Source organism: Microcoleus sp. A6-C6, assembly GCF_036705955.1.
Lineage (GTDB): Bacteria > Cyanobacteriota > Cyanobacteriia > Cyanobacteriales > Microcoleaceae > Microcoleus.
The window spans coordinates 1-22,735 of the sequence record NZ_JAUBVR010000065.1 but is presented as its reverse complement, the minus strand read 5'-3'; the positions used below and the strand labels follow the sequence as shown (position 1 = coordinate 22,735).

At 46.1% G+C, this 22,735-nt stretch carries 19 protein-coding genes; 10 read left to right on the top strand and 9 right to left on the bottom strand.

Features of this window, described 5'->3' with window-relative positions:
• Positions 1 to 9: 9 nt before the first annotated feature.
• Positions 10 to 543 carry a GNAT family N-acetyltransferase gene (locus QUB52_RS22035; protein ID WP_265235389.1) on the bottom strand — a complete coding sequence of 178 codons (534 nt, stop codon included), beginning with the start codon at positions 541 to 543 and terminating at the stop codon, positions 10 to 12.
• Positions 524 to 2,587 carry a diguanylate cyclase gene (locus QUB52_RS22030; RefSeq protein WP_332974779.1) on the bottom strand — a complete coding sequence of 688 codons (2,064 nt, stop codon included), beginning with the start codon at positions 2,585 to 2,587 and terminating at the stop codon, positions 524 to 526. The genes QUB52_RS22035 and QUB52_RS22030 overlap by 20 nt, the downstream gene beginning before the upstream one ends.
• A gap of 565 nt (positions 2,588 to 3,152) precedes the next feature.
• Between QUB52_RS22030 and QUB52_RS22025 the strand changes: the two genes are divergently transcribed.
• The gene (locus tag QUB52_RS22025; protein ID WP_332970199.1) at positions 3,153 to 3,836 is read left to right on the top strand and encodes an HAD family hydrolase; all 684 of its coding nucleotides are present in this window, start codon (positions 3,153 to 3,155) and stop codon (positions 3,834 to 3,836) included.
• 220 nt (positions 3,837 to 4,056) lie between these two features.
• Here the strand turns inward: QUB52_RS22025 and QUB52_RS22020 are convergent, their stop codons facing one another.
• Entirely contained in the window at positions 4,057 to 4,668 is a 612-nt protein-coding gene (locus QUB52_RS22020) for a CPP1-like family protein (RefSeq protein ID WP_265235392.1), read from the bottom strand.
• A gap of 181 nt (positions 4,669 to 4,849) precedes the next feature.
• Complete coding sequence (pgeF, locus tag QUB52_RS22015; RefSeq protein ID WP_332974780.1) at positions 4,850 to 5,731, bottom strand: peptidoglycan editing factor PgeF; 882 nt, start codon at positions 5,729 to 5,731, stop codon at positions 4,850 to 4,852.
• Between the two features lie 682 nt (positions 5,732 to 6,413).
• On the opposite strand from pgeF, the gene QUB52_RS22010 reads away from it, so the two are divergent.
• Together QUB52_RS22010 and QUB52_RS22005 are read left to right on the top strand one after the other, a co-directional pair.
• Positions 6,414 to 8,153 (top strand): peptidoglycan DD-metalloendopeptidase family protein, encoded by a 1,740-nt coding sequence (locus QUB52_RS22010; RefSeq protein WP_321161597.1) that lies wholly within the window; start codon positions 6,414 to 6,416, stop codon positions 8,151 to 8,153.
• A gap of 75 nt (positions 8,154 to 8,228) precedes the next feature.
• Positions 8,229 to 10,631: a hypothetical protein gene (locus QUB52_RS22005; protein ID WP_332974781.1), complete on the top strand. Its 2,403-nt coding sequence runs from the start codon at positions 8,229 to 8,231 to the stop codon at positions 10,629 to 10,631.
• Positions 10,632 to 10,780: 149 nt separating this feature from the next.
• Here QUB52_RS22005 and QUB52_RS22000 read toward each other — a convergent pair whose 3' ends face one another.
• Positions 10,781 to 10,951 carry a hypothetical protein gene (locus QUB52_RS22000; protein ID WP_332974783.1) on the bottom strand — a complete coding sequence of 57 codons (171 nt, stop codon included), beginning with the start codon at positions 10,949 to 10,951 and terminating at the stop codon, positions 10,781 to 10,783.
• Here QUB52_RS22000 and QUB52_RS21995 point away from each other — a divergent pair.
• Complete coding sequence (locus tag QUB52_RS21995) at positions 10,943 to 11,833, top strand: glycosyltransferase (protein ID WP_332974784.1); 891 nt, start codon at positions 10,943 to 10,945, stop codon at positions 11,831 to 11,833. The two genes, QUB52_RS22000 and QUB52_RS21995, sit on opposite strands and share 9 nt — an antisense overlap.
• Before the next feature lie 149 nt (positions 11,834 to 11,982).
• Here the strand turns inward: QUB52_RS21995 and ribE are convergent, their stop codons facing one another.
• Positions 11,983 to 12,699: a riboflavin synthase gene (gene ribE / locus QUB52_RS21990; protein ID WP_332974785.1), complete on the bottom strand. Its 717-nt coding sequence runs from the start codon at positions 12,697 to 12,699 to the stop codon at positions 11,983 to 11,985.
• 252 nt (positions 12,700 to 12,951) lie between these two features.
• Here ribE and QUB52_RS21985 point away from each other — a divergent pair, with 252 nt between their 5' ends.
• The gene (locus QUB52_RS21985) at positions 12,952 to 13,461 is read left to right on the top strand and encodes a bifunctional nuclease family protein (RefSeq protein ID WP_265235398.1); all 510 of its coding nucleotides are present in this window, start codon (positions 12,952 to 12,954) and stop codon (positions 13,459 to 13,461) included.
• 5 nt (positions 13,462 to 13,466) lie between these two features.
• Positions 13,467 to 14,597, top strand: coding sequence for an aldo/keto reductase (locus QUB52_RS21980; protein ID WP_332974786.1), 1,131 nt, complete (start codon positions 13,467 to 13,469; stop codon positions 14,595 to 14,597).
• Between the two features lie 87 nt (positions 14,598 to 14,684).
• On the opposite strand, the gene QUB52_RS21975 is transcribed toward QUB52_RS21980, so the two are convergent.
• Positions 14,685 to 14,834: a hypothetical protein gene (locus QUB52_RS21975; RefSeq protein ID WP_265235400.1), complete on the bottom strand. Its 150-nt coding sequence runs from the start codon at positions 14,832 to 14,834 to the stop codon at positions 14,685 to 14,687.
• 257 nt (positions 14,835 to 15,091) lie between these two features.
• Between QUB52_RS21975 and QUB52_RS21970 the strand changes: the two genes are divergently transcribed.
• Complete coding sequence (locus QUB52_RS21970; RefSeq protein WP_332974787.1) at positions 15,092 to 18,304, top strand: PAS domain-containing protein; 3,213 nt, start codon at positions 15,092 to 15,094, stop codon at positions 18,302 to 18,304.
• Positions 18,305 to 18,324: 20 nt separating this feature from the next.
• Positions 18,325 to 18,855, top strand: coding sequence for a hypothetical protein (locus QUB52_RS21965; RefSeq protein ID WP_332974789.1), 531 nt, complete (start codon positions 18,325 to 18,327; stop codon positions 18,853 to 18,855).
• A 62-nt stretch (positions 18,856 to 18,917) separates the two neighbouring features.
• On the opposite strand, the gene QUB52_RS21960 is transcribed toward QUB52_RS21965, so the two are convergent.
• Positions 18,918 to 20,048, bottom strand: a complete 1,131-nt coding sequence (locus tag QUB52_RS21960; protein ID WP_332974791.1) for an extracellular solute-binding protein — start codon at positions 20,046 to 20,048, stop codon at positions 18,918 to 18,920.
• A 64-nt stretch (positions 20,049 to 20,112) separates the two neighbouring features.
• Here QUB52_RS21960 and QUB52_RS21955 point away from each other — a divergent pair, with 64 nt between their 5' ends.
• A complete protein-coding gene (locus tag QUB52_RS21955; RefSeq protein ID WP_265235405.1) occupies positions 20,113 to 20,280 on the top strand; it encodes a hypothetical protein in 168 nt (55 codons plus the stop codon).
• Between the two features lie 220 nt (positions 20,281 to 20,500).
• Complete coding sequence (locus tag QUB52_RS21950; RefSeq protein WP_265235406.1) at positions 20,501 to 20,899, top strand: hypothetical protein; 399 nt, start codon at positions 20,501 to 20,503, stop codon at positions 20,897 to 20,899.
• Between the two features lie 467 nt (positions 20,900 to 21,366).
• Here QUB52_RS21950 and cobT read toward each other — a convergent pair whose 3' ends face one another.
• Positions 21,367 to 22,473, bottom strand: a complete 1,107-nt coding sequence (cobT, locus tag QUB52_RS21945) for a nicotinate mononucleotide-dependent phosphoribosyltransferase CobT (RefSeq protein ID WP_332974793.1) — start codon at positions 22,471 to 22,473, stop codon at positions 21,367 to 21,369.
• Between the last annotated feature and the right edge of the window lie 262 nt (positions 22,474 to 22,735).

Sequence of the window (22,735 nt, the reverse complement as noted above, 5' to 3'; positions counted from 1 at the left end):
ATTTTGAGCTTAAGCAGGCGTGTTTATCAGCACTGTGATATCCATCCACCCGTAAGCAATTTCCTTGAGTATAACTCCGGCTCTGCTTGTCTGTTCTTCGTCCACTTTTTCACCTCCCAAAAATTCATAAAACTTCCAGGCGGAATTGTCTCCCAGTACCCATACCAGCATCGAATTCAAATTTAATTCTGCCAATTTTGTGGCAACTTTTCTCACAAGTTGCTGTCCGATTCCCTGACGCTGATATTCCTCCAATATATAGATGGCAAATAATTCTCCTTGATAAGCATATTTGCCAGTACGCTCGCAACCGCCCGCAGCAAAACCCACAATTTGTCCTGATCTATTCTCAGCAACGCAGACAAAATCCCCAGTATTTTTGACGTTTGCCAGGATTTCTTGCCAATTGCTTTCTCGTTTTTGATATGACAGTTGCGCGAGGTAATCTGGCGGTACAATTTTTCGGTAAGCTGTCCGCCAAGTGTCTAAATTAACCCGTGCAATGGCAGGTGCGTCAGCGATTTTAGCTTCTCTCACAATCATCAGAAAATACTCCTTTCCTGCTCTGAAATTCTCTTTTCGAGTCTAGGTAAACAAATATACGATCGCGCCCTTCTAGTTTAGCTTGATAGAGCGATCGATCTGCCTCCCCAATCAACCACTCCACAGATAGTTCAGCAGCGGGTACAGCAGTAACTAGACCCATACTCGCCGTCACGGACTCACTTACCTTTGAAGCTTCGTGGGGAATTGCCATAGCATTCAAATCCCTGCGAATTAATTCAGCTACCCGCAGCGTTCCCCTGGCATCAGTCCCGGACAAAATTACCGCAAATTCTTCGCCACCGTAGCGGGCTGCTAAATCGCCTCCCCGGTGAGCATTTTTGTCTAAAATTTCAGCCACTTTTTTGAGACATTCGTCGCCTTTTTGATGCCCGTAGCGATCGTTGTAAAGTTTAAAAAAATCGATATCTAGTAAAATCAAAGATACTGGTTCTTTCTCTATACCCATCCGCTGCCATTCCGATTGCAATTTTTTGTCAAAACAACGACGGTTAGCAATCTGAGTCAAACCGTCCACAGATGCCAGTCTGTGCAATTCCTGGTTAGCAGCTTCTAACTCTAATTTTGTCTGTTCTAAAGCTAAATTTTGCTGAGCTAATTTTTCACTTTGCTGTTTTTCCTGTTCGTACAAAAACCGGATGGAAGCTTCAGCTTCTTGCAATTCTTTCTCCGCATATTTGCGCTTGACAAACTGCCCTAATTGAGAACCCACCGCGGCCATCATCTGAAGCAAGTCTTCATCCGACGGCTGTTTTTCCCGGCAGAAAAAAGTCATTACCCCCACAACTTGACCGCTAGCGCGAATTGGGAAACCGAAGGCCGATCGCAATCCTGCTTTAGCTGCTAAGTGCGATCGCATAAAATTGCGATCTTTAAGCAGATCCGTAATCCACTGCGGATAACCGGTGTTCCAAACTATTCCCGGCAAACCCGCACCAGGCTCTAGAGTAATCTGCTGGCAATTTTCCACAAACTCTCCTACTTCACTCCCCCTGCGCCAAACTCCCACTCGCAGCAAAATAGGGATATCTTCAACGTTACTATCTGGTGCAGCAAACAAAAATGGTACTTGCTCGTGCGTATTTTCCGCATCAGACTTAGTATGTTTTTCATCCACAGGCGTCCAAAGTTCGCCGATATCCCACCCCAAACTTTCACAAATAGCTTGCATAATTTTCGGAGTGGCGCTCTCTAAAGAACCAGATTCTGACATGATGCGAGCTACCGCATACTGTGCTGCTTGACGCTTTTTTGTCCGCTGTTCCTCGGTGATATCCCTGCCCACATAGACAAAATCTTGTATGGTGGTTTTGTTGTCTGAGTGCTGGCTTTCTATGCTGGTCTCGATCGTAGAGCAGGAAAATGCAACTGTCAGCTTTGAACCTTTTTTAGTTGTACAAGCTACTTTTACTTGATGCCAAGATTCATTTTTAAGTTCAGGAAGTAGCTGGCTAACTTGACGCAATAATTCCTCGTCAGCCGTAATCATCGAGATGGGTTTACCGATTAATTCTGATTGGGTATATCCAAATAATAATTCGGTGGATTTATTCACTTTTTTGATTTTTCCCGCTTCCGTTGTCACCAATAAAATATCATTGATAGAGTTAACAATTTTGTCAATATAATCGCGAGCGCTCACCAAGGAATTAACTTTAATACTGTTTTCGTTTGCTGCCTGAACCATACTTTGCTGAAGCGCAGCAGTGTCTGTTACGTCTTCGCATAAAACAATCAATCTCTCAGGTTTCAGGTGATTTTTCTGAGCAAACAAATATAAATCTAGATACAAATAAGAGCCATTAGTTAAAATTTTTGTTACTGATTTTAATTGAAAAATTGGCTGTCGTTGTTCAAGAATATCGTCTAGCACTTCTTCGATTCCGATCAGTTCGGGAAAACTATCGCGCAAATCTTTTCCTTTTTCGACCCCATCAGGAATGTCGGCCAACTCTTGCACGTTTAAGGATGTTTCTAGAATTTTAAGTTGTCGATCAACTGCGAGGTATTCAATGCGACGCAAGGACAACAGTTTGTCAAGCAGATTATTAATATTTTGGGAACTAATCTGTAAACTTAATTTTGGGAGCCTTTCGCTATTGTAGATCATCACACTTAATGGTTGGGAGATAAAGTTAGTTGTTGTTTGGCTGCTATTTGTCAGGAAAGTTTTGATATTGGTGGATGCCAGTAACTATTCGGGCTGGCTAATTGATCGACACAATAAATTTTGGATTCTCCAAGCAGTTTTTTTGTATTTTAGAAATGTAACAATATTAATTAAACCCACTTTTTTTGTGAGCAAGCTTAGTAAAAATCAGCCTCGATTGAGGTTTTGATTTATTAACAATACGTAGCGGTTAGCCGTATTTATGCAACATATCTTAAATTGTAGATTCCCTGATATTTGTTACAACCGCTACAGTTGGTGATTGGCACAGTTGAATTAAACTGTTGCCTTTAATTAGCAACATTCCTATAGACCTTACCTCCCCTGGGTATTTGTGTCAATTTTTGTAAAGGAGCTGTGACCTTGAAGTGATATAATCTGTAACAATTTGTATAAAATCTTAAAAATATTCTGCTCAATGCTGAGACTTATTACCGACTTTGATGGCCCGATCATGGATGTGTCCGATCGCTATTACCGAGTTTATCAGCAGTGTCTGGCCGAGACTCAGCGTGAGGGCCAAGCAGTGCACGAACTCCCGAAAGCCGAGTTTTGGAACATGAAGCGGGCGCGGGTTCCCGAAAGCGAAATCGGCATCCTCTCAGGATTAGATGCAGCCCAAGCCGTCGAATTTGCCCAGAAACGCCGTCAAACTGTCCACACGTTGCCGTTCCTGATGTACGATCGACCAGTTCCCAGCGCCGTGGAAACGCTCGAAAAGGTGCAGCGCGCTGGAGTAGACTTAGCGGTGATGACCATGCGCCGCGTCAGGGAACTAGACGAAGCTTTTAACCGCTGCAATTTAGGGCATTTTTTCCCAGAAAACCGCCGCTATTGCCTCCCTAACGATTACGTCAAAACTGGGGATGTTAAAGATAAGCCGCTGCTGATGGCAAGAGCTTTGGCTGAACTGCCGCCGGCTTCTGATCTCTGGATGGTGGGGGATACTGAGGCGGATATCATCGCGGCAAAAACCCACGGTGTCAAGGTAATTGGTGTGTTGTGCGGAATTCGCGATCGCACTCAACTAGAAATGTACCAACCGGATTTAATTGCTAATAATTTGAGTGAAGCAGTTGAGATTATTTTAGATAGTCATTAGTCAGTTGTCAGTTGTCAGTTGTCAACAGTCATCAATCATTAGTAAACAGTCATTAGTTATTGGTAATTGTTAATTGGTAATTGGTAATTGGTAATTGGTAATTGGTAACAATCAACTAACTACTAACACCTGAAAACTACGAACCAACCAATAACAATTAATCAATAACAATAATTAACCACTGCCAACTGTCAACTGTCAACTGTCAACTGACAACTGACTATCGCAGAAAACCGCTGACCAGCCACAGAATTAAAAACGTAAACAAAGCAATAAGTTTCTCTGTTGAGATAAATGCCGTACTGAGCAAAGGGCCCAAAAGGCCTCCCAGCACCAAGCCTATAACCAAGCCAGCCACAGTTAGTAGCACAGCCCGACCAAATTTTTGTTCCTTGCGATTAACAAAATAAAGACAAGAGCCGACCCCAAGAGCCAGAGTCAACTGTAGTAAAGAATCATTAGCCGCCGGATAAATACTTAGTCCGCCCAACCCCGCATAAACTCCAGCCGGCCACAAAATATCCGATCGACTAGGAGTATCGATTAGCCGCTGCAACCAAGCTGGGCTGCCCGACGGAGCAGACGGAGTAAAGCTGGCGGGTGGGGGAGTCAAACGCTCAGGAAAGCGGATGCGTTCGGGCACTTTAATTTTCCCTTCTTGTCGCTGACGGAGGCGATCCATGAGAATCGCGTCGTAAGCAATTTCGATCGATTCCAAACGTTTCTTGTCGCCGCTGTGCTGCTCGGCTAGACGGGTGCGGGCCTCTTGCACTTCATCAAAGGAAGCATCTTCATCGACTTCAAGCAGTTGATAGGGAGTTTGCTCACTCATAAAACTTTTGGGTATGCGGAAAACTCAGCGTCTTTAGACCTGAGAGGGCTGCAACGAAACGAGGCTAGAAGGTAGAAGGCATTCGGCATTCCGAAATAAAAATTTGTCAATCCAAAGATTTTTATTTAGATTGTTATTTTTAGAACAGGCTATCTAAAATTTTACCTTGTGCCGAATGCCTTTAGCGGGAACTTGTGTTAGAGTCGCTGACAATTCCCGACCACTGGATTTTTTTTAGTCGATCGCGGCGGTAGGAAAAAAAGCGAGCCGAGTCAGAATAAGTACAGAAAGGAGCGATCGCCACTTGAGAAGAATTAATTCCCAACTGCTGCAATTGCAGAGCATTGCAGAGACGAACATCCAACCGTACTTTTCCCGGTTCTGGATCGGTCAACACAGGCGATTCGGGTAGTTGGTGTAAAAAATCCAGAATGCCGTCGGCTGTTGCACTAACAGCACTCTTAGGAGCAATCGTGGCTCCCAATTGGGCTGCCACTTCCACAGATACCTGGTAAACCTCTCCAGCGATCGCCGGCCCCAGAGCAATCTTCAGATTTTCTAGTTGACTGCCGACGGCCAAAAGTTGAGCGATCGCCTCTGGTAATATCTTAGCAGCAGTGCCGCGCCAACCAGCGTGAACGGCGGCAGCGAGTCCCGTGCCGCTGTCAGCAATCAGCACCGGTACGCAGTCAGCCGAGCAAACCCACACCGCCTCAAAATCTCGCGAAGCTACCAAACCATCAGCCTCAGCATAGGTTGGGGTAGCATTTTCTGCGTCTAGAGCCACAACCGGGGGTAATTGATCTGTTTGGAGTACCACATTGCCATGTACCTGTTGGAGACGGTAAACCGGAGAGCCTGGTGCGAGAACTTCCGTGAGATCGATCGGGCCGCGCGGCGAGAAATCACGAGTAAAAAAGCCGTGAGACCACCGATCGAGCAAGCTGCAAGTCAGATAGGGCAAGCCTTCGGCACTCTGCTGCCACTGCCAACTGATACCGTCAGGTTGTCCGGTACATTCAGAGTCAGAAAAATTTGTCAAGCGATCGCCAGCTACACTCATGAAACTTATCCTTCCCCAAGCACATCAATTAGCTTGTATTCTAAACAATCAACAATTTTGGCGACTAATGTTTAAATGGGCGATCGGCTTAAATCAAAAAATCGGGATGACTCGGCGGCCATTCATGTCAATTTAAGGTCAAATGTACTCAGAGAATACTGTTTACCGTCTCTTGCCAGATCTGCCTGACAGGTGTAGATTTTGTCCTTGCAAAACCGAGCAAACCTAGACAGTACAAAGATTTTAGACTTTTAGCCCTGAAAATTTCAAACTTTTATGGGATCAGACTTTTACCAAAAAACCGAGATCTGGCAAGAGACGGTAAACGAGATTTTTCAATGGTTTCAGGCTTAAGTTGACACTAATGATGATCGGCGGCTAACTGCGCCGAAATTTTGGATAACCGAGAAATATAGGCAACTAATGCACACACGCGAACGCCAAAGCGTTATTATCATTGTGGCCGTCACAGACGAGTTGGCAGTAAAATCGGGATCAAAAAAACCAGGGCATCGATCGCGAATCGACACAGTGGCATTCTGTACTTGTTCTACTCGCGAAAAAAAAATTGCCTCAAGCCCGGTAAAATCAATTAGGTCTGTATTAAATAAAAGGATTGCAATAGATTCGATCCTGACCTTGATCTCCTTGCGCCCCCCTGTAGAGTTGGGAAAAAAAAATCGTGAAACCAGTTCCAGACAAGCAAATAACAGCCAATTTGAACACCAAACAGCAAAAAAAGAACCCTACAAGCGCCCGGACTCGATCGCGCCTTTTGTCCGAACGCTCACTGCTGGTGGGACTAGGTTGCCTTGCCAGTCTGGGACTGCTCAGCAAAGGCATAGTTTGGGCCCAAAGCGAAACTCCACCAGCAGAACAAGCCCTCCCCGGCGCAGCAGAACTTCAGCCACTATTTGAAGCACCTCTGGCGCCCCCGGAACCCTCAGCCCAAGAACAGCGAGAACCAGATCCTGAACCCCAGGCAGAAGTTCCAGCCCGATCGCCAGATTACGTCACCGAACAACCTCCGGCCCAATTTTACCTACCGGAGCCCGCGCTGATTCCCCTACCAGAAGCGACGGCCCAAGAACCTCCTTTTGAAGCGCCAGTTAACCCAGAAGCACGCGCTGCCGACCAAACCGACTACAGCGTTGGCGCTGAAAGTGGCTACGAAGCGCCGACAACCATCGAGTTTGCAGAACGATCACGATCGACCGGCTGCCAAGAAGTTGGCGGTGGGTGCGGGCCTGCTGCTGTTTCCGAACCCGTGACAGCAGAAGCAGCCCCTCCCAGCTACAGCCCAGAAACTCCGATCGCTGGAGAACCCAGCTACAGCCCGCAAACTCCCCGCGCAGGTGGCGCTTATATTGCAACCCCACCTCCTCGAAATCTGCCACAAAGCCTTCCCGGAACTGTTCCGAACCTTCCGGGCAATATTCGGGGAACTGTCGCCGGAAACAATAGCGGAAATCCTGTCGGTAAAGTAGGTCAAGCCGTTGAATACATAGGCAACAAGCTTTGGGGGCAGGAAAACCAGTCGGAATCTGCTTACACACCTCCGCGCTACTCGGCAGACAACGGATACCCCGCCAACCCCGGATACTCCGTTAACACGGCAGCCTACGCCGCTGCCCCCCCCGAACCCAGCATGGGACTCGGCCCGGTGCAAGTCGGTGCGATTAGTGTCAGCAGCAGCAGCAATACAGGTTTTGCTTACTACAATCTCACCCCGCGTCCTTTAGGTAAACCCGGAAATGGCAACACTAGCCTGATGTTTCCCCTATCGATTGCTGCGGAAATTACTTCGCCCTTTGGGTGGCGGACTCATCCAGTTAGTGGCTACGGTAGGTTTCACACCGGCACAGACTTGGGTGCCGAGATGGGAACGCCCGTACTCGCAGCTTATGCCGGTCAAGTGGCGATCGCCGATTGGTTAGGTGGCTACGGTTTAACAGTGGTTCTCAACCACAAAAAAGAGTCTCAGGAAACGCTCTACGGACACCTTTCGGAACTGTTTGTCAAGCCCGGAGAGTTTGTGAAACAGGGAGAAACTATCGGCCGCGTCGGTAGCACAGGAATGTCTACAGGGCCTCACCTCCACTTCGAGATTCGGCAAATGACCGATCAGGGTTGGGTGGCGATCGACCCCGGTGCTCAGCTAGAATTCGCTGTGGCAAGAATGATCGGCACATTGGAAACCGCCAAAATACCCCAAATGCCGAAATTCGTGGAAACACAAAGCGCTAAGGGACTCAAGGATTTGGAAAACGATATGCCCCAGCTTCCACCTCTGCCCCTGGGAATGGACATCGAAGTTCACAACCTCCAGCCGCCATTCCCGGAACTCTTAATAGCTGAAACTTCTGCGCCGAAGGATAAGGAAGCCTCCAAACCCAAAATTCAGAAGCAAGCTAGCAGGTAAAAATTGGGGATTGGCTAGATGAATTTTTTTTAGGGGGCGGGTTATTCGCCCACCCCGCAAGAAAATTTATGTTTTTTGGAACGGACTCGCGAGCCGACAAAAATTGGTAATTTGCAGCGTATGCTAATAGCGCAGTATTTGTGGGAATTAATTTTATTTCTGATTATTGTAGTCGGCCCGATTCCCCTAAGCTTATCTCTGGCCTTCGAGAATCAGAAGGAAAACAATAACTATTCATTTCCCCATTTTCTCCTCGTACTCCTGACGGGATGGAGTATTGCACAAGTTTGTATCGGTTTAATTTTAGGGAGTGTCGATCGCCTAAGTCTCGCTCAAGTCATTATAGCAGAAATGTTGATTTGTGCGATCGGCTCAATCCTGATTTCCGCCAAAAAAAGCCTAGATTTCGGCTCCTCGCGTTGGCAGATTCTCCAACTCAAGCAACCTCTCGGCAAATCCGAACTCCTGATTATCAGTGCCGCCGCTTTTGCAGGATTTGTGCTGTGGGAAACTCTCGCCACCAAGCCCACAACCAATTATGACTCATTGTGGTTTCATCTACCTGCGATCGCCCGATGGTATCAAACCCATTCACTTACATTATTAGATCCCGCTGGAAATTGGATTTTCGATCACGAACAAGCACGAATATATCCGTACAATTGGCACATTTTATCTGCTTTGTGTGTACTCCCATTCAGGGAAGACTTTCTCACAGCTTTTCCCAGCCTAATTGCCTGGGTACTTGAAGGAATTTCTGTCTATCTATTGAGCATAAAGTTTGGATCAAGCCGCATTAACGGCATGGCAGCAGCATCTTTAGTATTGACAGTACCGATGGTGCTCAACCAAGTTAATACCATTCACCCAGACTTACCGCTAGCTGCAATCTTTACAGTAGGTTTGTATCTAGGTTTATCCTATCATAGCAGCCGATCGCAATCCGAGTTATCCCTATTTTTGGCAACCGTAGGAATGCTAGCCGGAATTAAAATCACCGGATTAGTTTATACATTCTGCCTTTTAGGAGGATTAGGAATATTAGAAATTAAAAGATTGGCCGTTAATAAAAATTATACACTAACTAATTTTAGAATTCGCCACATCAAACCAGTCTTGCTGTGCGGCATACTTTGCTGCTTGTTTTTAGGAGGTTTTTGGTATGCAAGAAACTTGCTGCATATCAATTATCCTGTTAGTGATTCCCGCGAGATTAACATTCCCTTACAGCCTGTTCCCTCTGTTCCCTTACCGTCTCCCGTACCGCCTCCAAAACCTCCCGTAGCATCCCCAAAACCGACCATAACGCCGTCTCCAAAACCTCCCGTACAGCAGCCAATACCTACCATACCTGCGCCCCCAGCTTCGCCACTTTTGAAGATTTGGCAAAGCACCTTAGCAGCTCAATTTAATCCCAGCAATATTTCCCACTGGCAAACACTCGGCTTGCAAATCCTCATTAGATTGCAACTGCCATTTCTGGCGATCGCACTTCAGGTATTAGCAGCACCTCTAGCCTTGATCAAACATAAAACTAGAATAATTAATCAAAATAATGTCATCTTAACCGTAGTTCTCGCCAGCACCGGAATTCTGTATCTTATTACACCTTACACCTCCGGGACGGCCGGAGAGTCGATCGGTCAACTCAGCCCTATACTAGGTTTTAATCTCAGATACGGCTTTCCCTTTTTAAGCTTACTAGGAATCGCAGCAGCAGCAACCGCAACTCTCTTGAAAACTCGCAAGCAAGTAATTGTAGCAATTGTTTTAATTAGCAGTATTTCCGGCATTGTTAGTAACACAATTTTTGACCTGATTAAAAATGCTTCTTTTACAGGAAACAGTATTGTTTGGGGAAGCGGATTGATCGATCAGTTTAAATCTAATATCGGGGAAGCCATCAATAATATAATAAAAATATTAGCTCCCAGTTTGCTATCTTTAGGAATATACCCATTAATTTATCTTGGATTCCTGCTGCTGGGTTGGATTATATTTAAGCAGAATCCCAGTTTAATCTGGTTAAAAAATCTACTCGCCAGCCTGAAAAAGTCGAGTTACATAATAATATTTTGCGCCTGTATAGCATTAATGGTAAGTGCTGGTTGGGTAGCGAGGGAAAAGCGAGATGTTGCTCGCGCCGAATTGTATCGTGGCATTTACGAGTATATTGATAAAAATACAGTACCAAATGAAAAAATCGGCTTCTTTTTGAGTTCCCGCAGTTACCTGTTTTACGGGAGAAATTTGGACAGAAAAGTTTTATATGTGCCGTTTAGAGCCGATCGACTTCCGGCATGGATTGACAACCTACACAAAAATAAAATTACGATGGTGGCATTCGGCCCCCTGACTGAGATGGACGAATACACCAAACTAGCTTTATCTTGGCTGACAAGTCCCGAAGGCCCGCTGGAACCAGTTTTCGGCAAAGATTTTAATACTGAGTCGGTATTATATCGCTTAAAAAAATAAAATAGCATTTCTCCCTTCGTAGGGTGTGCACTGCGCAGCGGTTGAATTTGTATCCCACCGAAGATCACCAGTGAACTAAGTTATTGTAGGGTGTGTCAGGGCTGAATTTGGCGATCGCCTACTCAATAATTTCCCCCCTCGATCGCACCCTACAAACTCAAGCCTTCCTTCTTCCTTCTTGCTTCTTCCTTCTTCCTTCTTCCTTCTTCCTTCTTCCTTCTTGCTTCTTCCTTCTTGCTTCTTCCTTCTTCCTTCTTGCTTCTTCCTTCTTGCTTCTTCCTTCTTCCTTCTTCCTTCTTCCTTCTTCTATAATGAACCAAGCTAAAACTCTATTTTCAATTATAGTTCCGACTTACAATCGCCCGGACAAATTAGCGCAGTGTCTTCAGTCTTTTGTGGAACTAGAATATCCGCGCGATCGGTTTCAAGTGATTGTCGTCAATGATAGCACCGAAATATCTGTAGAAACTACAATTTACCCTTTTCAAAGTCAACTAAATCTCATACTTCTGACACAACCAAACTCCGGCCCCGCAACGGCGCGAAATACTGGGGCTTTTGCAGCAGAGGGCAAATTTGTAGTGTTTACAGATGATGACTGTACTGTGGCGGCAGATTGGCTGCAAAATCTGGAAAAGCGATTTGGGGAAACACCAGATTGCTTAATCGGAGGTCGAACTGTTAACGCACTGCCGGATAACATCTATTCTACTGCCAGCCAGCAACTGATCGATTACCTTTACAGTTATTATAATGCTATAGGCGATCGCGCGCAATTTTTCACTTCTAACAATTTTGCCCTTTCTGCTGAGGCTTTCCAACAAATCGGCGGGTTTGACACGACTTTTTCGCTAGCGGCTGGAGAAGACCGGGAATTTTGCTTTCGCTGGCTCAATTTGGGAGGCCGCGCGGTCTACGCTCCCGAAGTTATAGTCTATCACTCCCACGCACTAACTCTGGGCAAATTTTGGCGGCAACAATTCAATTACGGTAGAGGTGCTTTTTTGTTTGGGGAAATTGTCTCGAAACACGGGGCGAAGGGGAAAGGGCAACATCCGTCATTTTATCTAAATTTGCTAACTTATCCATTGTTTCACGGTTCGGGTATTCAAAGGCTATTAATTGCAGCTTTGTTTTTAGTTTCTCAAGCGGGAATTGCTGCGGGATTGTTTTGGGAGAAAAATGTTTTTGTTGAGGAATAGATTTTTATTAATGAACCGCAGAGAGCGCAGAGAACGCAGAGAGAAAAGCCGAGTTAGTAGTTGGTAGGTTGCGTCAGCTTTGAGCCGTTAATCATTGATAAAATAATTCGTGGCTGACGCACATTACAATTTCGCACGTACCTGAAAAATTACATAAATCCGTGTTCAGCTAAAAATTCAGGGGTAATTGTTCCCAAACTGTTGATTGCAGGGTTTTCTTCCCAGGGTTCGGGATGGGATTTTGAGCCACTGCGGAGAAATTTGGCTACGTATTTACCGAGAATATCTGCTTCTAAGTTGACTAAACTTCCTGGTTGCAAATAGCTGAGGTTTGTCTCGGAAAAACTGTGCGGAATTACGGCAATTTCAAACCAATTTCCGTCATCATCGCAATCTGCTACGGTTAAGCTGATGCCGTTGACGGCGATGCTGCCTTTGGACACAATGTAGGGCGAGATTTGACGTTGCCATGCTGCATTGGCTGTTGGTGGGGCTGTAAACCGCATCTCCCAAGCGTTGGCGGTTTGGGTTGATGTTGCTAAAGTGCCGATCGCATCTACGTGTCCAGTTACAAAATGTCCGCCCAATTTGCTACCGGCGCGCAGGGAGGTTTCTAGGTTCACCCAAGCATCGGGGAATGAACCCAGAGTGCTGCGGCGCAGGGTTTCTGGGGAAGCGACGGCGACAAAACCCTTCGCGGGCAGAACTTCTACTACCGTCAAACAGATTCCATCGACGGCTACGCTATCGCCAATGGCTAAATCTTGTAAAATCTGGTAGGAGTTACTTGAGGTGCAGGAAATTTGGAAGTAGTCGTTGCCTAGCGACTTCAGCTTTCCGAGAGATTGAATTAGTCCTGTAAACATAGTTATTTTTTTGTAGTCGATCGCTTATTTACATCAAACCACAGACACAAAGCAGACGCAGGAGCTTTTACCGTCCCGCTGTCCCTGTATTTGTGTAGAGTCAATCTCAAATCTAAAATCTCAAATCTAAAATCGACTGATGCCGATCGGTTGTAGATTCAGGGGAAGATCGAGTCATACTGGATTTAGGTCATCTATTATGTCCAAGTTCTCTACCGCCTTGCAGTGTCTTAATTCTATGAGGCCGATCGAATGATTGAAATGAAAGTCGCTGGAATTGCCTTAGATGCAGCCACGCGCAGCCCTATTGTCCTATTGAGAGACTCTACCGAGCGACGCGCTTTGCCTATTTATATCGGTCAGGAGCAGGCAAAGGCTATTATTAGTGCGCTAGAAGGCCACAAGCCTCCTCGACCTTTAACTCACGATTTGATGGTCAATTTCCTAGAGGCCTGGAGCCTGACCTTGGAGCGAATAGTGATTCACTCGCTGCAAGATAACACGTTCTATGCCGTCCTAATCGTCCGTCAGGGTGAAGTAAAAAAAGAAATCGATGCCCGGCCCAGCGACGCGATCGCCCTGGCCATACGCACGAATAGCCCCATCTGGGTGATGGAAGAAGTCGTCGCCGATGCTTCCATACCGGTCGATCGAGATGCTGATGAGGCCGAACGCCGGGCCTTTCGCGAATTTATCTCAAACCTCCGCCCAGAGGATTTGATCAAGAGAAGCGGTTTCAGTCAGGGCGAAACTTCCTCGTAACATTTATGCGCTATCGACGGTTTGGCAAAACTAACTTGCACCTGTCTGTATTTTCCTTGGGAACCATGCGCTATTTGGCTTCTGAGGAAATTGCCTGCCAGACTGTACGGCAGGCCCTGTCTCTGGGAATCAATCACCTGGAAACGGCGGCGGGTTACGGTTGCAGCGAGGAATATCTCGGCGCGGCGTTCAAAGCTGGGTTGTCTGTCGATCGATCGCGCTTCCACGTCACTACGAAAATCCCCCCAACGGACGATGCTGCTGCAACTGAACGCTGCATTGATGAGTCCCTCAAACGTCTGAATCTAGACTATATCGACTGTCTGGCAATTCACGGTTTGAATACTTGGGAACATTTGGCGATCGTGCGATCGCCCACAGGCTGCATAAAAGCTGTACAAAAAGCCCTCGCTGATGGCAGAATTCGGCACGTCGGTTTCTCGACTCACGGGCCTCTGGATCTGATTTTGGCTGCAATCAATACAGATTTGTTTGAATTTGTCAATCTGCATTATTACTATTTTTTTCAGCGCAACGCCCCGGCAATTGAACTCGCCAAGCACAAAGATATGGGCGTTTTCATCATTTCCCCGGCAGATAAAGGAGGGCAACTCTACACGCCCCCGGAAACTCTCGCACAATTGTGTTCGCCTTTTTCGCCTTTAGAGTTGAACTATCGGTTTTTACTGAGCGATACTAGAATTGGAACTCTCAGTGTGGGGGCTGCAAATCCGACAGAATTAGACGAACCTCTGAAATATTGCGATCGCGACTTTCCCCTCACCAATGCCGAAATCGCTCAGTTTGTGAGGCTAGAATCAGTTATTGCCGATCGTTTGAAAACCGACAAATGTAGCCAATGCTATGCCTGTTTACCTTGCCCGGAAAACATCAACATTCCCGAAGTATTGCGACTCCGCAATCTCGCCGTTGGGTGCGACATGACTGACTTTGGCAAATACCGCTATGCTATGTTTGAAAATGCCGGACACTGGTTTCCTGGCAGCAAAGGCAACCGCTGCAACGATTGTGGCGAATGTTTGCCCAGGTGTCCCGAAGAGTTGGACATCCCAACTTTGCTCAAAGATACTCATCAGCGACTGGGCGGCAAAGCGGGCAGGCGGTTATGGGATTGAAAAAAAGCTGAAGCAGGGAAAAGGGCGATCGAGCTGATCTAAGTGTTACAACAATTAAGTTAGACTTTTTCTAAGTGGATTTACGATCTAGTCGATCGCCAAACTACCTAGCTTTCCGACTGTCTGCGGCAGCATCCCGATTTTGTGAACAGCGTTTTTGAGGAGTGCTAGCAAAATTCTCGCTTGCCTATATATCTCTAACGAGCAAGATGCTCGCACTCCTGTAAAAGCTCTCATGGGGATGAGCCCAACAAACTTTAAATAGCTGCCGATAGCATATGTGAAAACAACTAAATAAAAAAAATTGCTTGCACAGCCAGAAACTCGATTCCTTGGAAAATACCCAGTCATTTATTGCTTTGTTTGGCCAGGCGAGAGCAAACAATTTTCTGATGAGTGATTAACTGAATTTAATCTAAAATGTAAAATCTAAAATTGATGGTTCCAGATTAATTTGTCGCCTGTCATCTAAAACCGATTCAGCATCTACTACTATGGCTCAAACTCAGTTAAACGATAACCAGCCAAATTGTCTGCAACCCACTCAAGTTGCGACTTCCGAAAGATTGAAACCAGCTTTCAGGCCGTGCATCTACAACTTATCTGTCACTAAAAACCAGCTAATTGGATTCCTGGCTTTACAAACAATCTTGCCAGTCGGATTAACGGGAGGAATACTTTGGCTAACATCGACTGTTGGCAACAATCAACTGCAAAATCAAGCTAAATCTGAACTGAGCCTGAGTGAAAGTAACTACAATCTTCAACTCGATCGCGCTGCATTCAGTTTGCAAAAATCCTCTGACAGCCAAACTATCGCCCAAATAGCCTCAGCTTACAACAGCGGCAATGAAATATCATATTTGCAAAAATCTGTCAAGCAAATTTTGGAAAATCAAGTCAAAACAGGGGAAATAGATAGTGCTGCCTTAGTTAGAAAAAACGGGCAGATTGTTGTTAGCGTCAACCCCAAGCAGAAGGAAAAAAGTTTTAACCTGCAAAAAATAGTCAATCGAGTATTTGCTGCCAAAAAGCCAATAACCGCCAGCGAAATAATTGCTAAATCTGAAGTTCAGAAACAATTGGGATCTTTGCCGCGCGCTGCGGGAGACGGTAGCGTCCTCGTCCGCTACACAGCAATTCCCGTAAAAGATCCAAAAACTCAGACAGTGATTGCTGCCTTAGTGTTAGGAAAAGTTCTCAGCCAAACGGCGGCAGTTGCTAGCAGCGAAATCGTCAATTTACAAGGCGGATATCGCGCTATCTACTCCGTGCCAACTGACGGCAAATTTGTATTGGCAAGTTCGCAAGCATTTACAAAAAATCAAGAGTTGCCAGACTTCCTAGCCGACCAATCTCTCCTGAAATCTGCACTCGCCGCCGCAGGAAAACCAGTCGCCCAGCAAATACAAATAGGCAGTCAAACTTATACAGTGGCTGCTCAATCCCTGGACAATTTAGCCGGAAAACCTGGAGCAATTTTAGTTCGGGGAATGCCACAAACTGCGATCGCAACTTGGTGGGGCAACAATTGGCTGCTGTTGGCACTGTCTGCCGCCGCCCCCCTCGCCTTGGCAGTTGCAGTCACCCGCCGGATTGCCAAACCAGCTAACTCAAATTTATCAACAGCAGACGGGAATTGGCCCTCTAATTCCAGCGCGGAACCGCCGCAGCGAACCCGGAAGTTTGGTCTAATTTATGAAAATTTAAATTTCGACGAATTCCCCGATTTATTCCCTAAAAAATCGAGTTTAGATGGTCAATTAGCCGTAGATTTTCGATATAATAAAAAATTGGCGGCCGCTCGCCCGATCGCAAATCCCCAGATCCCGCTCGTTTTCCAACCCCTAGAATTGCCCGCCAACTCCGTCTCAAACCATTCGCGGCCGGCAAATACAGAAGTAGAAAAAAGCGTGATCGCCTTAAACCAAGTCCAGGAAGCTTGGCAAGACTTAAATCGCCTCAACTGGGAATTGCAGCCAGAAATGCTCGATCGCCAAAACACTCAAAAAGCCCTGCGCAAGAGCGAAGCACTGCTGCAAGCGATTTTAGACAACTCAACAGCAGTAATTTACATCAAAGATGTTGAGGGAAAATACCTACTCACCAACCGCCATTTTGACAATTTGTTCGACATCGCAAAAGAGCAAATAACAGGGAAAACCGACGGCGATATTTTTCCCGAAGACTCTTCAGCAGCATTGCGAGAAAATGACCTGAAAGTTCTCGAATCCTCATCGCCTCTAACCCTCGAAGAAATCATCCCTCAAGACGACGGCCCGCACACTTATATTTCTCTGAAATTTCCCCTCTGCAACTCCAAAGGCAAAGCTTATGCAGTCGGTACAATTTCTACAGATGTGAGCGATCGCAAAAAAGCCGAACTCACCCTAGAAAAAGCTAAAGCAGAACTAGAAGTAGAAGTCGAACAGCGCACGCTATTCCTCAAACAAGCCAATGAACTCTTGCAGTTTGAACTGGCGGCTAGAGCCCGCGGCGCGATCACAGTCAGACAAATGACGGCTCAAGTAGCGCGACACGCCAGAACAGTTGACGGCATTCTCAGCGCTTCCCTTGATCTAATTTTTCTAGTAGATCGATCGGGAAAATACACCTATGTCAGCCGCACCGCCGCCCAAGCTGCCGGCATGAACCCCAGAGAAATGATTAGCAAAACCTGGCAGGAATTAGGTTGGCCACCAAAAATTATGCAGCGGGTTCATGAAGAGTGCGATCGCATATTTGCCACATCCGAGCCTGTGAAAGGCGAAGTAATAGTCCCCACCGCAGCCTGGGGAATTCGGGACTACGAGTACATTCTCAGCCCGTTGTGTGCCACAGACGGCAGCGTGGAAGCCGTGGTGGCAACGTTGCGGGATATCACCGATCGCAAAGACGCTGAGGAAGCGTGGCAGTTGGCCAAAGAAGCGGCAGAAGTCGCCAACCGCGCCAAGAGTGCTTTTCTAGCAAACATGAGCCACGAGTTGCGGACTCCCCTGAATGCGATTATCGGCTACAGCGATATGCTGGTGGAAGATGCCGAAGAGTTAGGTAACTTAGAGGTAGTCTCGGATTTAGACAAAATTCGCACTGCTGGGAAACACTTGCTGCGACTGATTGACGACATTCTGGACATTTCCAAAATTGAAGCTGACAAGATGGAGATTTATCTCGAAAGCTTCGATGTTGGCGGCTTAATCGAGGAGGTGGAAACAACTATCAAACCGTTAATGGATAAAAAGGCTAATACTTTGGAAGTATTGATTGCTGACAATATCGGCGCTATGCACGGCGATTTGATGAAAGTGCGGCAGGTAATGCTAAATTTGCTGAGCAATGCTGCTAAATTTTCTACTAATGGGGCGATCGTACTTACTGTCGAAAGAATTACCAGCGAAGAGTTAAAAAACAAATATCAACCGCGAGTTGTTCAAATGTTAATTTTGGATTCGGAATATTTAATTTTTCGAGTGACTGACACGGGCATCGGCATGACAAAAGAACAGCAAGAGCGACTGTTTCAACCTTTCACTCAAGCGGACAATTCAACTACTCGCAAGTACGGCGGTACTGGTTTGGGATTGACTATCAGCCAGCGTTTTTGTCAGATGATGGGCGGTGATATTGAAGTTAGCAGCGAGTTAGATTGTGGTTCTACTTTTACGGCTTTTCTGCCTGCTTCGTTGTTTAGGCGATCGGAATTTTAATGATTTTGTAGCAATAAAATATGATGAATAACCGCAAATTTCGCCCCAAAAATCAAGTTTCCCGCCGCAGAGATAGCATTTTGACAAAAAGTTTATTTTTGTTCCTAATTGCCAGTTCTACCTGCATCACAGCCTTGCTGTGGGGACAATCTGCGGCATTCTCCCAGCAGCCAGTCTGCCCGACTGGAGATGCTGCTAATTTCCCGTCGCCACCACTGTCGCAAACCGAACCAAGCGTGCCGAGTCTGTGGTTAGCAGAAAAACAGTTTGGTGGTAAATTGCTCGATCGCTGGTTTGTCGATCGCGATAACGCTTTGGTAATCATCATCGTCAACCGCCAACTGTGGAGTTTGCTAGACTATATCGAACGCTATCAGTTTGTCAACCGCTTCGGCACTGTGTCGAGCGAATACGGCTACAATCTGCGAGTTTGCAACCGTCAAGGGACGGCTTTGGCGATTTATTCGTGCAAGGGCGATCGGCTAACCTGTAAAATAGACTTAGAATCTCTCTCAAATCCGGGTCTTCGAGGCAAAATCAAAGGCTTTTAAAGTAATACCGTGGGGGCAGAAACCGGTTTTTTTGACAAAAATTCTTCGCTGTAGTCCGCAGATCAGCTAAAAAACCCAGTTTCTTTGGTTTTAACTACTTGTCGAATTTCTTGCCAAAGCGATCGATATTGTGCAATCCCCGCATCCCCGAAAGGCAGCAGAAAGTCGCTAGCAGCAAGAATCTTAGCCTCCGGTAACAACACAGAATTATTGCGAACATCTGTCGGCAAATCCTCCGGTTTCATGCCGACAATTATCGGCGAACTAGCCTTAGCCAGCAAAGACAATTGAGGAGCAATTTGAGGCTGCAAGCAAAAATTAATCCATTTTTCTGCTAAAGAAACTGGCTTTCCTGATGCGGGTTGTACCCACAAATCAGTCCAAAGCGCAGTTCCAGAAGCAGGAATTACTACAGCAATATCGCTTTGAGTTTGCAACAGTGGCAGCACATCGCCAGAGGAACCGACGGCTAACCAAGTATCGCCTAAAATCAAGGGTTGCAAGTAAGAATCGGAACTATAAAGTTTAGCTTGTTGGTGCAGGTTTGCCAGTTCTTTTTTGAGGTTTGGAACTTGATCTAATTGCTGCGTATTGTAAGATTTGCCGAGTTTTTTTAAGGTTAAACCGATAACTTCTCTTGCACTATCCGGTAGCGAAATTCGATCGCGCAATTCGACTCGCCACAAGTCACTCCAATCTGTCGGAGTCCACCCCAAAGCCTTAAATTTGTCGGTACGATAGGCTATTACCGTACTTCCCCAGCGGTAAGGTGCAGCCCAAATTTTACCTTTAGCGTCTAATTGACCGTCATCGTTGCGTCTGACGAGTTTTTGCCATCTTTCGGGCAATTTTGACCAATTATTAATTGTAGCAGGATCGATCGGCTGAATCAATTTTTGCCGAATTGCCACAGTCAGCCAATAATCTCCCAACATCACCAAGTCAGCTTGATTTTTGGCTGCGGGTGTCCGTTTCCACTTTTGCAACAAAGCGAATAATTCTTTTAATTGTGCTTCCTGCGTTACCTGCAAAACCGGAGACGGTTGTAAGTCGCGGCTAAATTTGCTTGCGAGTTGGGCTGGAATACCGTTTTTGAGCGATCGAATTTTGAGAGTGGGCTTCGACTCGCACCCTGCGGCCAATTGACTTAAAGTTAGGGTGGCTGCGCCCAATAGCAAAGACCTTCGTTTCACCTGTGAATCCGCTTTTCTAAATATTGACCGATGTTTTGTGTTCTGCGGCCCGGTAAATAATTCTTTGTCGAGTCCGGTATTTAGCGCCGATTGGTTTTATTTATTCCTCAAACACAAAGCTATTGTACTAGGTTCTGATGCGATCGGAGTCTGTTTTGCCCAAAGCACTGGTGGCGCGAGTCAATCTCACCGGACACTCCGCCCTCCAACTCTCAGAAACCGAGTTTTTTAACTCTGATTGAAGGTTGGAACGAAGTATGGGTTAAAAACCCCCGTTTCAGCGTCCCAGAAAATCTCAAATCTCAAATTCTCAAGCTGATTCTGTAAATCTACCATCAGGATTGGGAACACAACAATTACCTCAAAAATTAAATAATTTAGTGATAAATCCCAGTTATGTAAAGATTTATATTATATATAAAGATATAAATTACTATCCAGAGGATGATTCTATGGAAGCCCTACGCCAGCAAGTTACAGCATTGACCCAGCAAGTCGATGCTCTGTACAAACTCATAGAAAACCTCAATGAAAAGTTATTGGAGTCAGCCCAGGAGACGAAGCTGATTCAGCAGCAAAAAAACGATCGCCCTGGAACACTAGGAAATGACAAAACCTCGTCATATCAAACCTATAGTCGTCTCGACGCGCTCCTCGAACACAAAGATATACTGTTAGATGACAGCTACTTCGACAAGAATTCTCAAAGCTTGGAAAAAGAGCTAAGTTCAGAGATTCAAATCCAGCGCCTTACCGCTCAGCTAACAGCAGCTTACAATCGAATTGCTGCCTTGGAAGAACAGTTGCTCTCCAAAAGAATTCACTCGCAACAGGTAGGCGGGTCTAATTAGATATTGCTGCTGGCGATTGGGCATTAATCCAGATATAACAATACAAGTTGCGTTGATTTATGCTCGTATACTTATCGCGGTTCTCAAAAAAGTGAGGAGAGCCTCATGCCCTATGCCCTATGCCCTATGCCCTATGCCCTATGCCCTATGCCCTATGCCCTATGCCCTATGCCCTATGCCCTATGCCGTTCGCATACCTGATCTTTCTGAGAAAGGCTATATAGAGTCATTGAATAGAGTATTTTAGTCTCGCGCAATTAGCAGTAGGAATACTGCATCAAAGCGAGATATTGTGTAGAATATTCTGTAAATCTGAAAGCAAAAATGTTACAGAAAATGATATAATTATTCAGCCCAAACGAAGCTAATTGAGCAGCACAACTAGCTTCGCAGCTCGATCGCAAATCTGAATTTTTAATCTTAAGTTCCTCACATTCCGGGACGCACAGAAAACGAAAAACCCGGTTTTAATGTTTAATTTCACAGCGCGATGCTAGGATCTCAACAGCTTGCAGGAGTTGGGTTGGAGTCCAATTTGCAGTCAAGCCGCTGGCGATCGCACACGCACCCGCACCGACACCTTCTTTCACATACCCGCGATCGTAAGCTTGTAGTTGCGCGTACCGAGAACCCGCAAAGCTTAACTGTGCAGCCAACAAAGGCACACCGCCGATATCCTTAGCGAGTCCCACCGTGTCTCCTGTAGGGTCTTGGGCTACCCAGCGCGTAGTCCCCACCGCGACTTGTTCGGGACACCATAACAAAGCATATTTGCGGGTTAGAGCCTGCATCAAAGCATACACTGCCAGCATTTGCGTGCCGCCAGCTAGAAGTACCCCGCAAGTCCGACTCGCGGCGATCGCCATTCCCGCCACCGCTATTTGCATCGGATCGCCCACTGCCGCTACCAAATCCAGGGGAGTGCTATTTTTTCCGCCGATTTCCCACCCAGCATTATTTAGTCCCGCTGTCACCGCAGCCAATTTTTGAGTATGATTGCAGCGAGGATGGGAACTATTAACTTTGCCCGCTGCTGCAATTCCCAAACCCATTAACACGCCCAAAGCAGTAGTCGTTCCCCCAACTACGCACTCCCCTAAAATTAAATAATTGCCATTAGTTTCAGCGGCCAATTTAGCCCCCCAAATTAATCCTTGTTCCAGCAAATGTTTGACTGTTTCGAGTTCTAAAGCATTCCCAGAAGTGAGACATTTTGCCGCAGTACCGCCCAGATCAATTGCAGGTACGGGAGGCGGCAGGGGTAAACCAGCATTAAACAGGTAAAGGGGAATTTCCAAAGCTTCGATTACGGCGCGAGATATCAGTACCGGCGATGCCCCGGCTTCTAGGGGCGGCAAGGGATATTGCGGCGACGGTTGGGGGCCGTTATACAAAAATTCTGCATCGGCTAAACAAGTAAATTGTCGATCGCGCGGGGTTGCTCCTGCTGCCGAAATCCCCGGAATTAAGCCAGTTGCGGTAAATCCTAACACGCAGGCAAATATCGGTTTTTTTCCCTGATAGCGATCGAGCCACCGCTGGCCCTGTTCAATTTCTGTATAAGTATGAATCATAAATTAGTCAGTAGTCAGTAGTCAGTAGTCATTAGTCATTAGTTATTAGTTATTAGTCATTAGTCATTAGTCATTAGTCATGGGGAATTGATAATTGTCGGAAAAACCAGAAAGAGGTAAAGCGGATAATTTTATTTTTTTCCTTCCCTCAACAGGCATCAGTTAAATCAGTTACAAAATCTTTCTTCCTTCTTCCCTCTTCCCTCTTCCTTCTTCCTTCTTCCTTCTTCCTTCTTCCTTCTTCCTTCTTCCTTCTTCCTTC

Coding starts and splice junctions, on each gene's coding strand:
- QUB52_RS22035 (WP_265235389.1), bottom strand. CDS start 543: ATGATTGTGAGAGAAGCTAAAATCGCTGACGCACCTGCCATTGCACGG.
- QUB52_RS22025 (WP_332970199.1), top strand. CDS start 3,153: ATGCTGAGACTTATTACCGACTTTGATGGCCCGATCATGGATGTGTCC.
- QUB52_RS22020 (WP_265235392.1), bottom strand. CDS start 4,668: ATGAGTGAGCAAACTCCCTATCAACTGCTTGAAGTCGATGAAGATGCT.
- pgeF (WP_332974780.1), bottom strand. CDS start 5,731: ATGAGTGTAGCTGGCGATCGCTTGACAAATTTTTCTGACTCTGAATGT.
- QUB52_RS21995 (WP_332974784.1), top strand. CDS start 10,943: ATGAACCAAGCTAAAACTCTATTTTCAATTATAGTTCCGACTTACAAT.
- ribE (WP_332974785.1), bottom strand. CDS start 12,699: ATGTTTACAGGACTAATTCAATCTCTCGGAAAGCTGAAGTCGCTAGGC.
- QUB52_RS21985 (WP_265235398.1), top strand. CDS start 12,952: ATGATTGAAATGAAAGTCGCTGGAATTGCCTTAGATGCAGCCACGCGC.
- QUB52_RS21980 (WP_332974786.1), top strand. CDS start 13,467: ATGCGCTATCGACGGTTTGGCAAAACTAACTTGCACCTGTCTGTATTT.
- QUB52_RS21975 (WP_265235400.1), bottom strand. CDS start 14,834: ATGAGAGCTTTTACAGGAGTGCGAGCATCTTGCTCGTTAGAGATATAT.
- QUB52_RS21970 (WP_332974787.1), top strand. CDS start 15,092: ATGGCTCAAACTCAGTTAAACGATAACCAGCCAAATTGTCTGCAACCC.
- QUB52_RS21965 (WP_332974789.1), top strand. CDS start 18,325: ATGATGAATAACCGCAAATTTCGCCCCAAAAATCAAGTTTCCCGCCGC.
- QUB52_RS21950 (WP_265235406.1), top strand. CDS start 20,501: ATGGAAGCCCTACGCCAGCAAGTTACAGCATTGACCCAGCAAGTCGAT.
- cobT (WP_332974793.1), bottom strand. CDS start 22,473: ATGATTCATACTTATACAGAAATTGAACAGGGCCAGCGGTGGCTCGAT.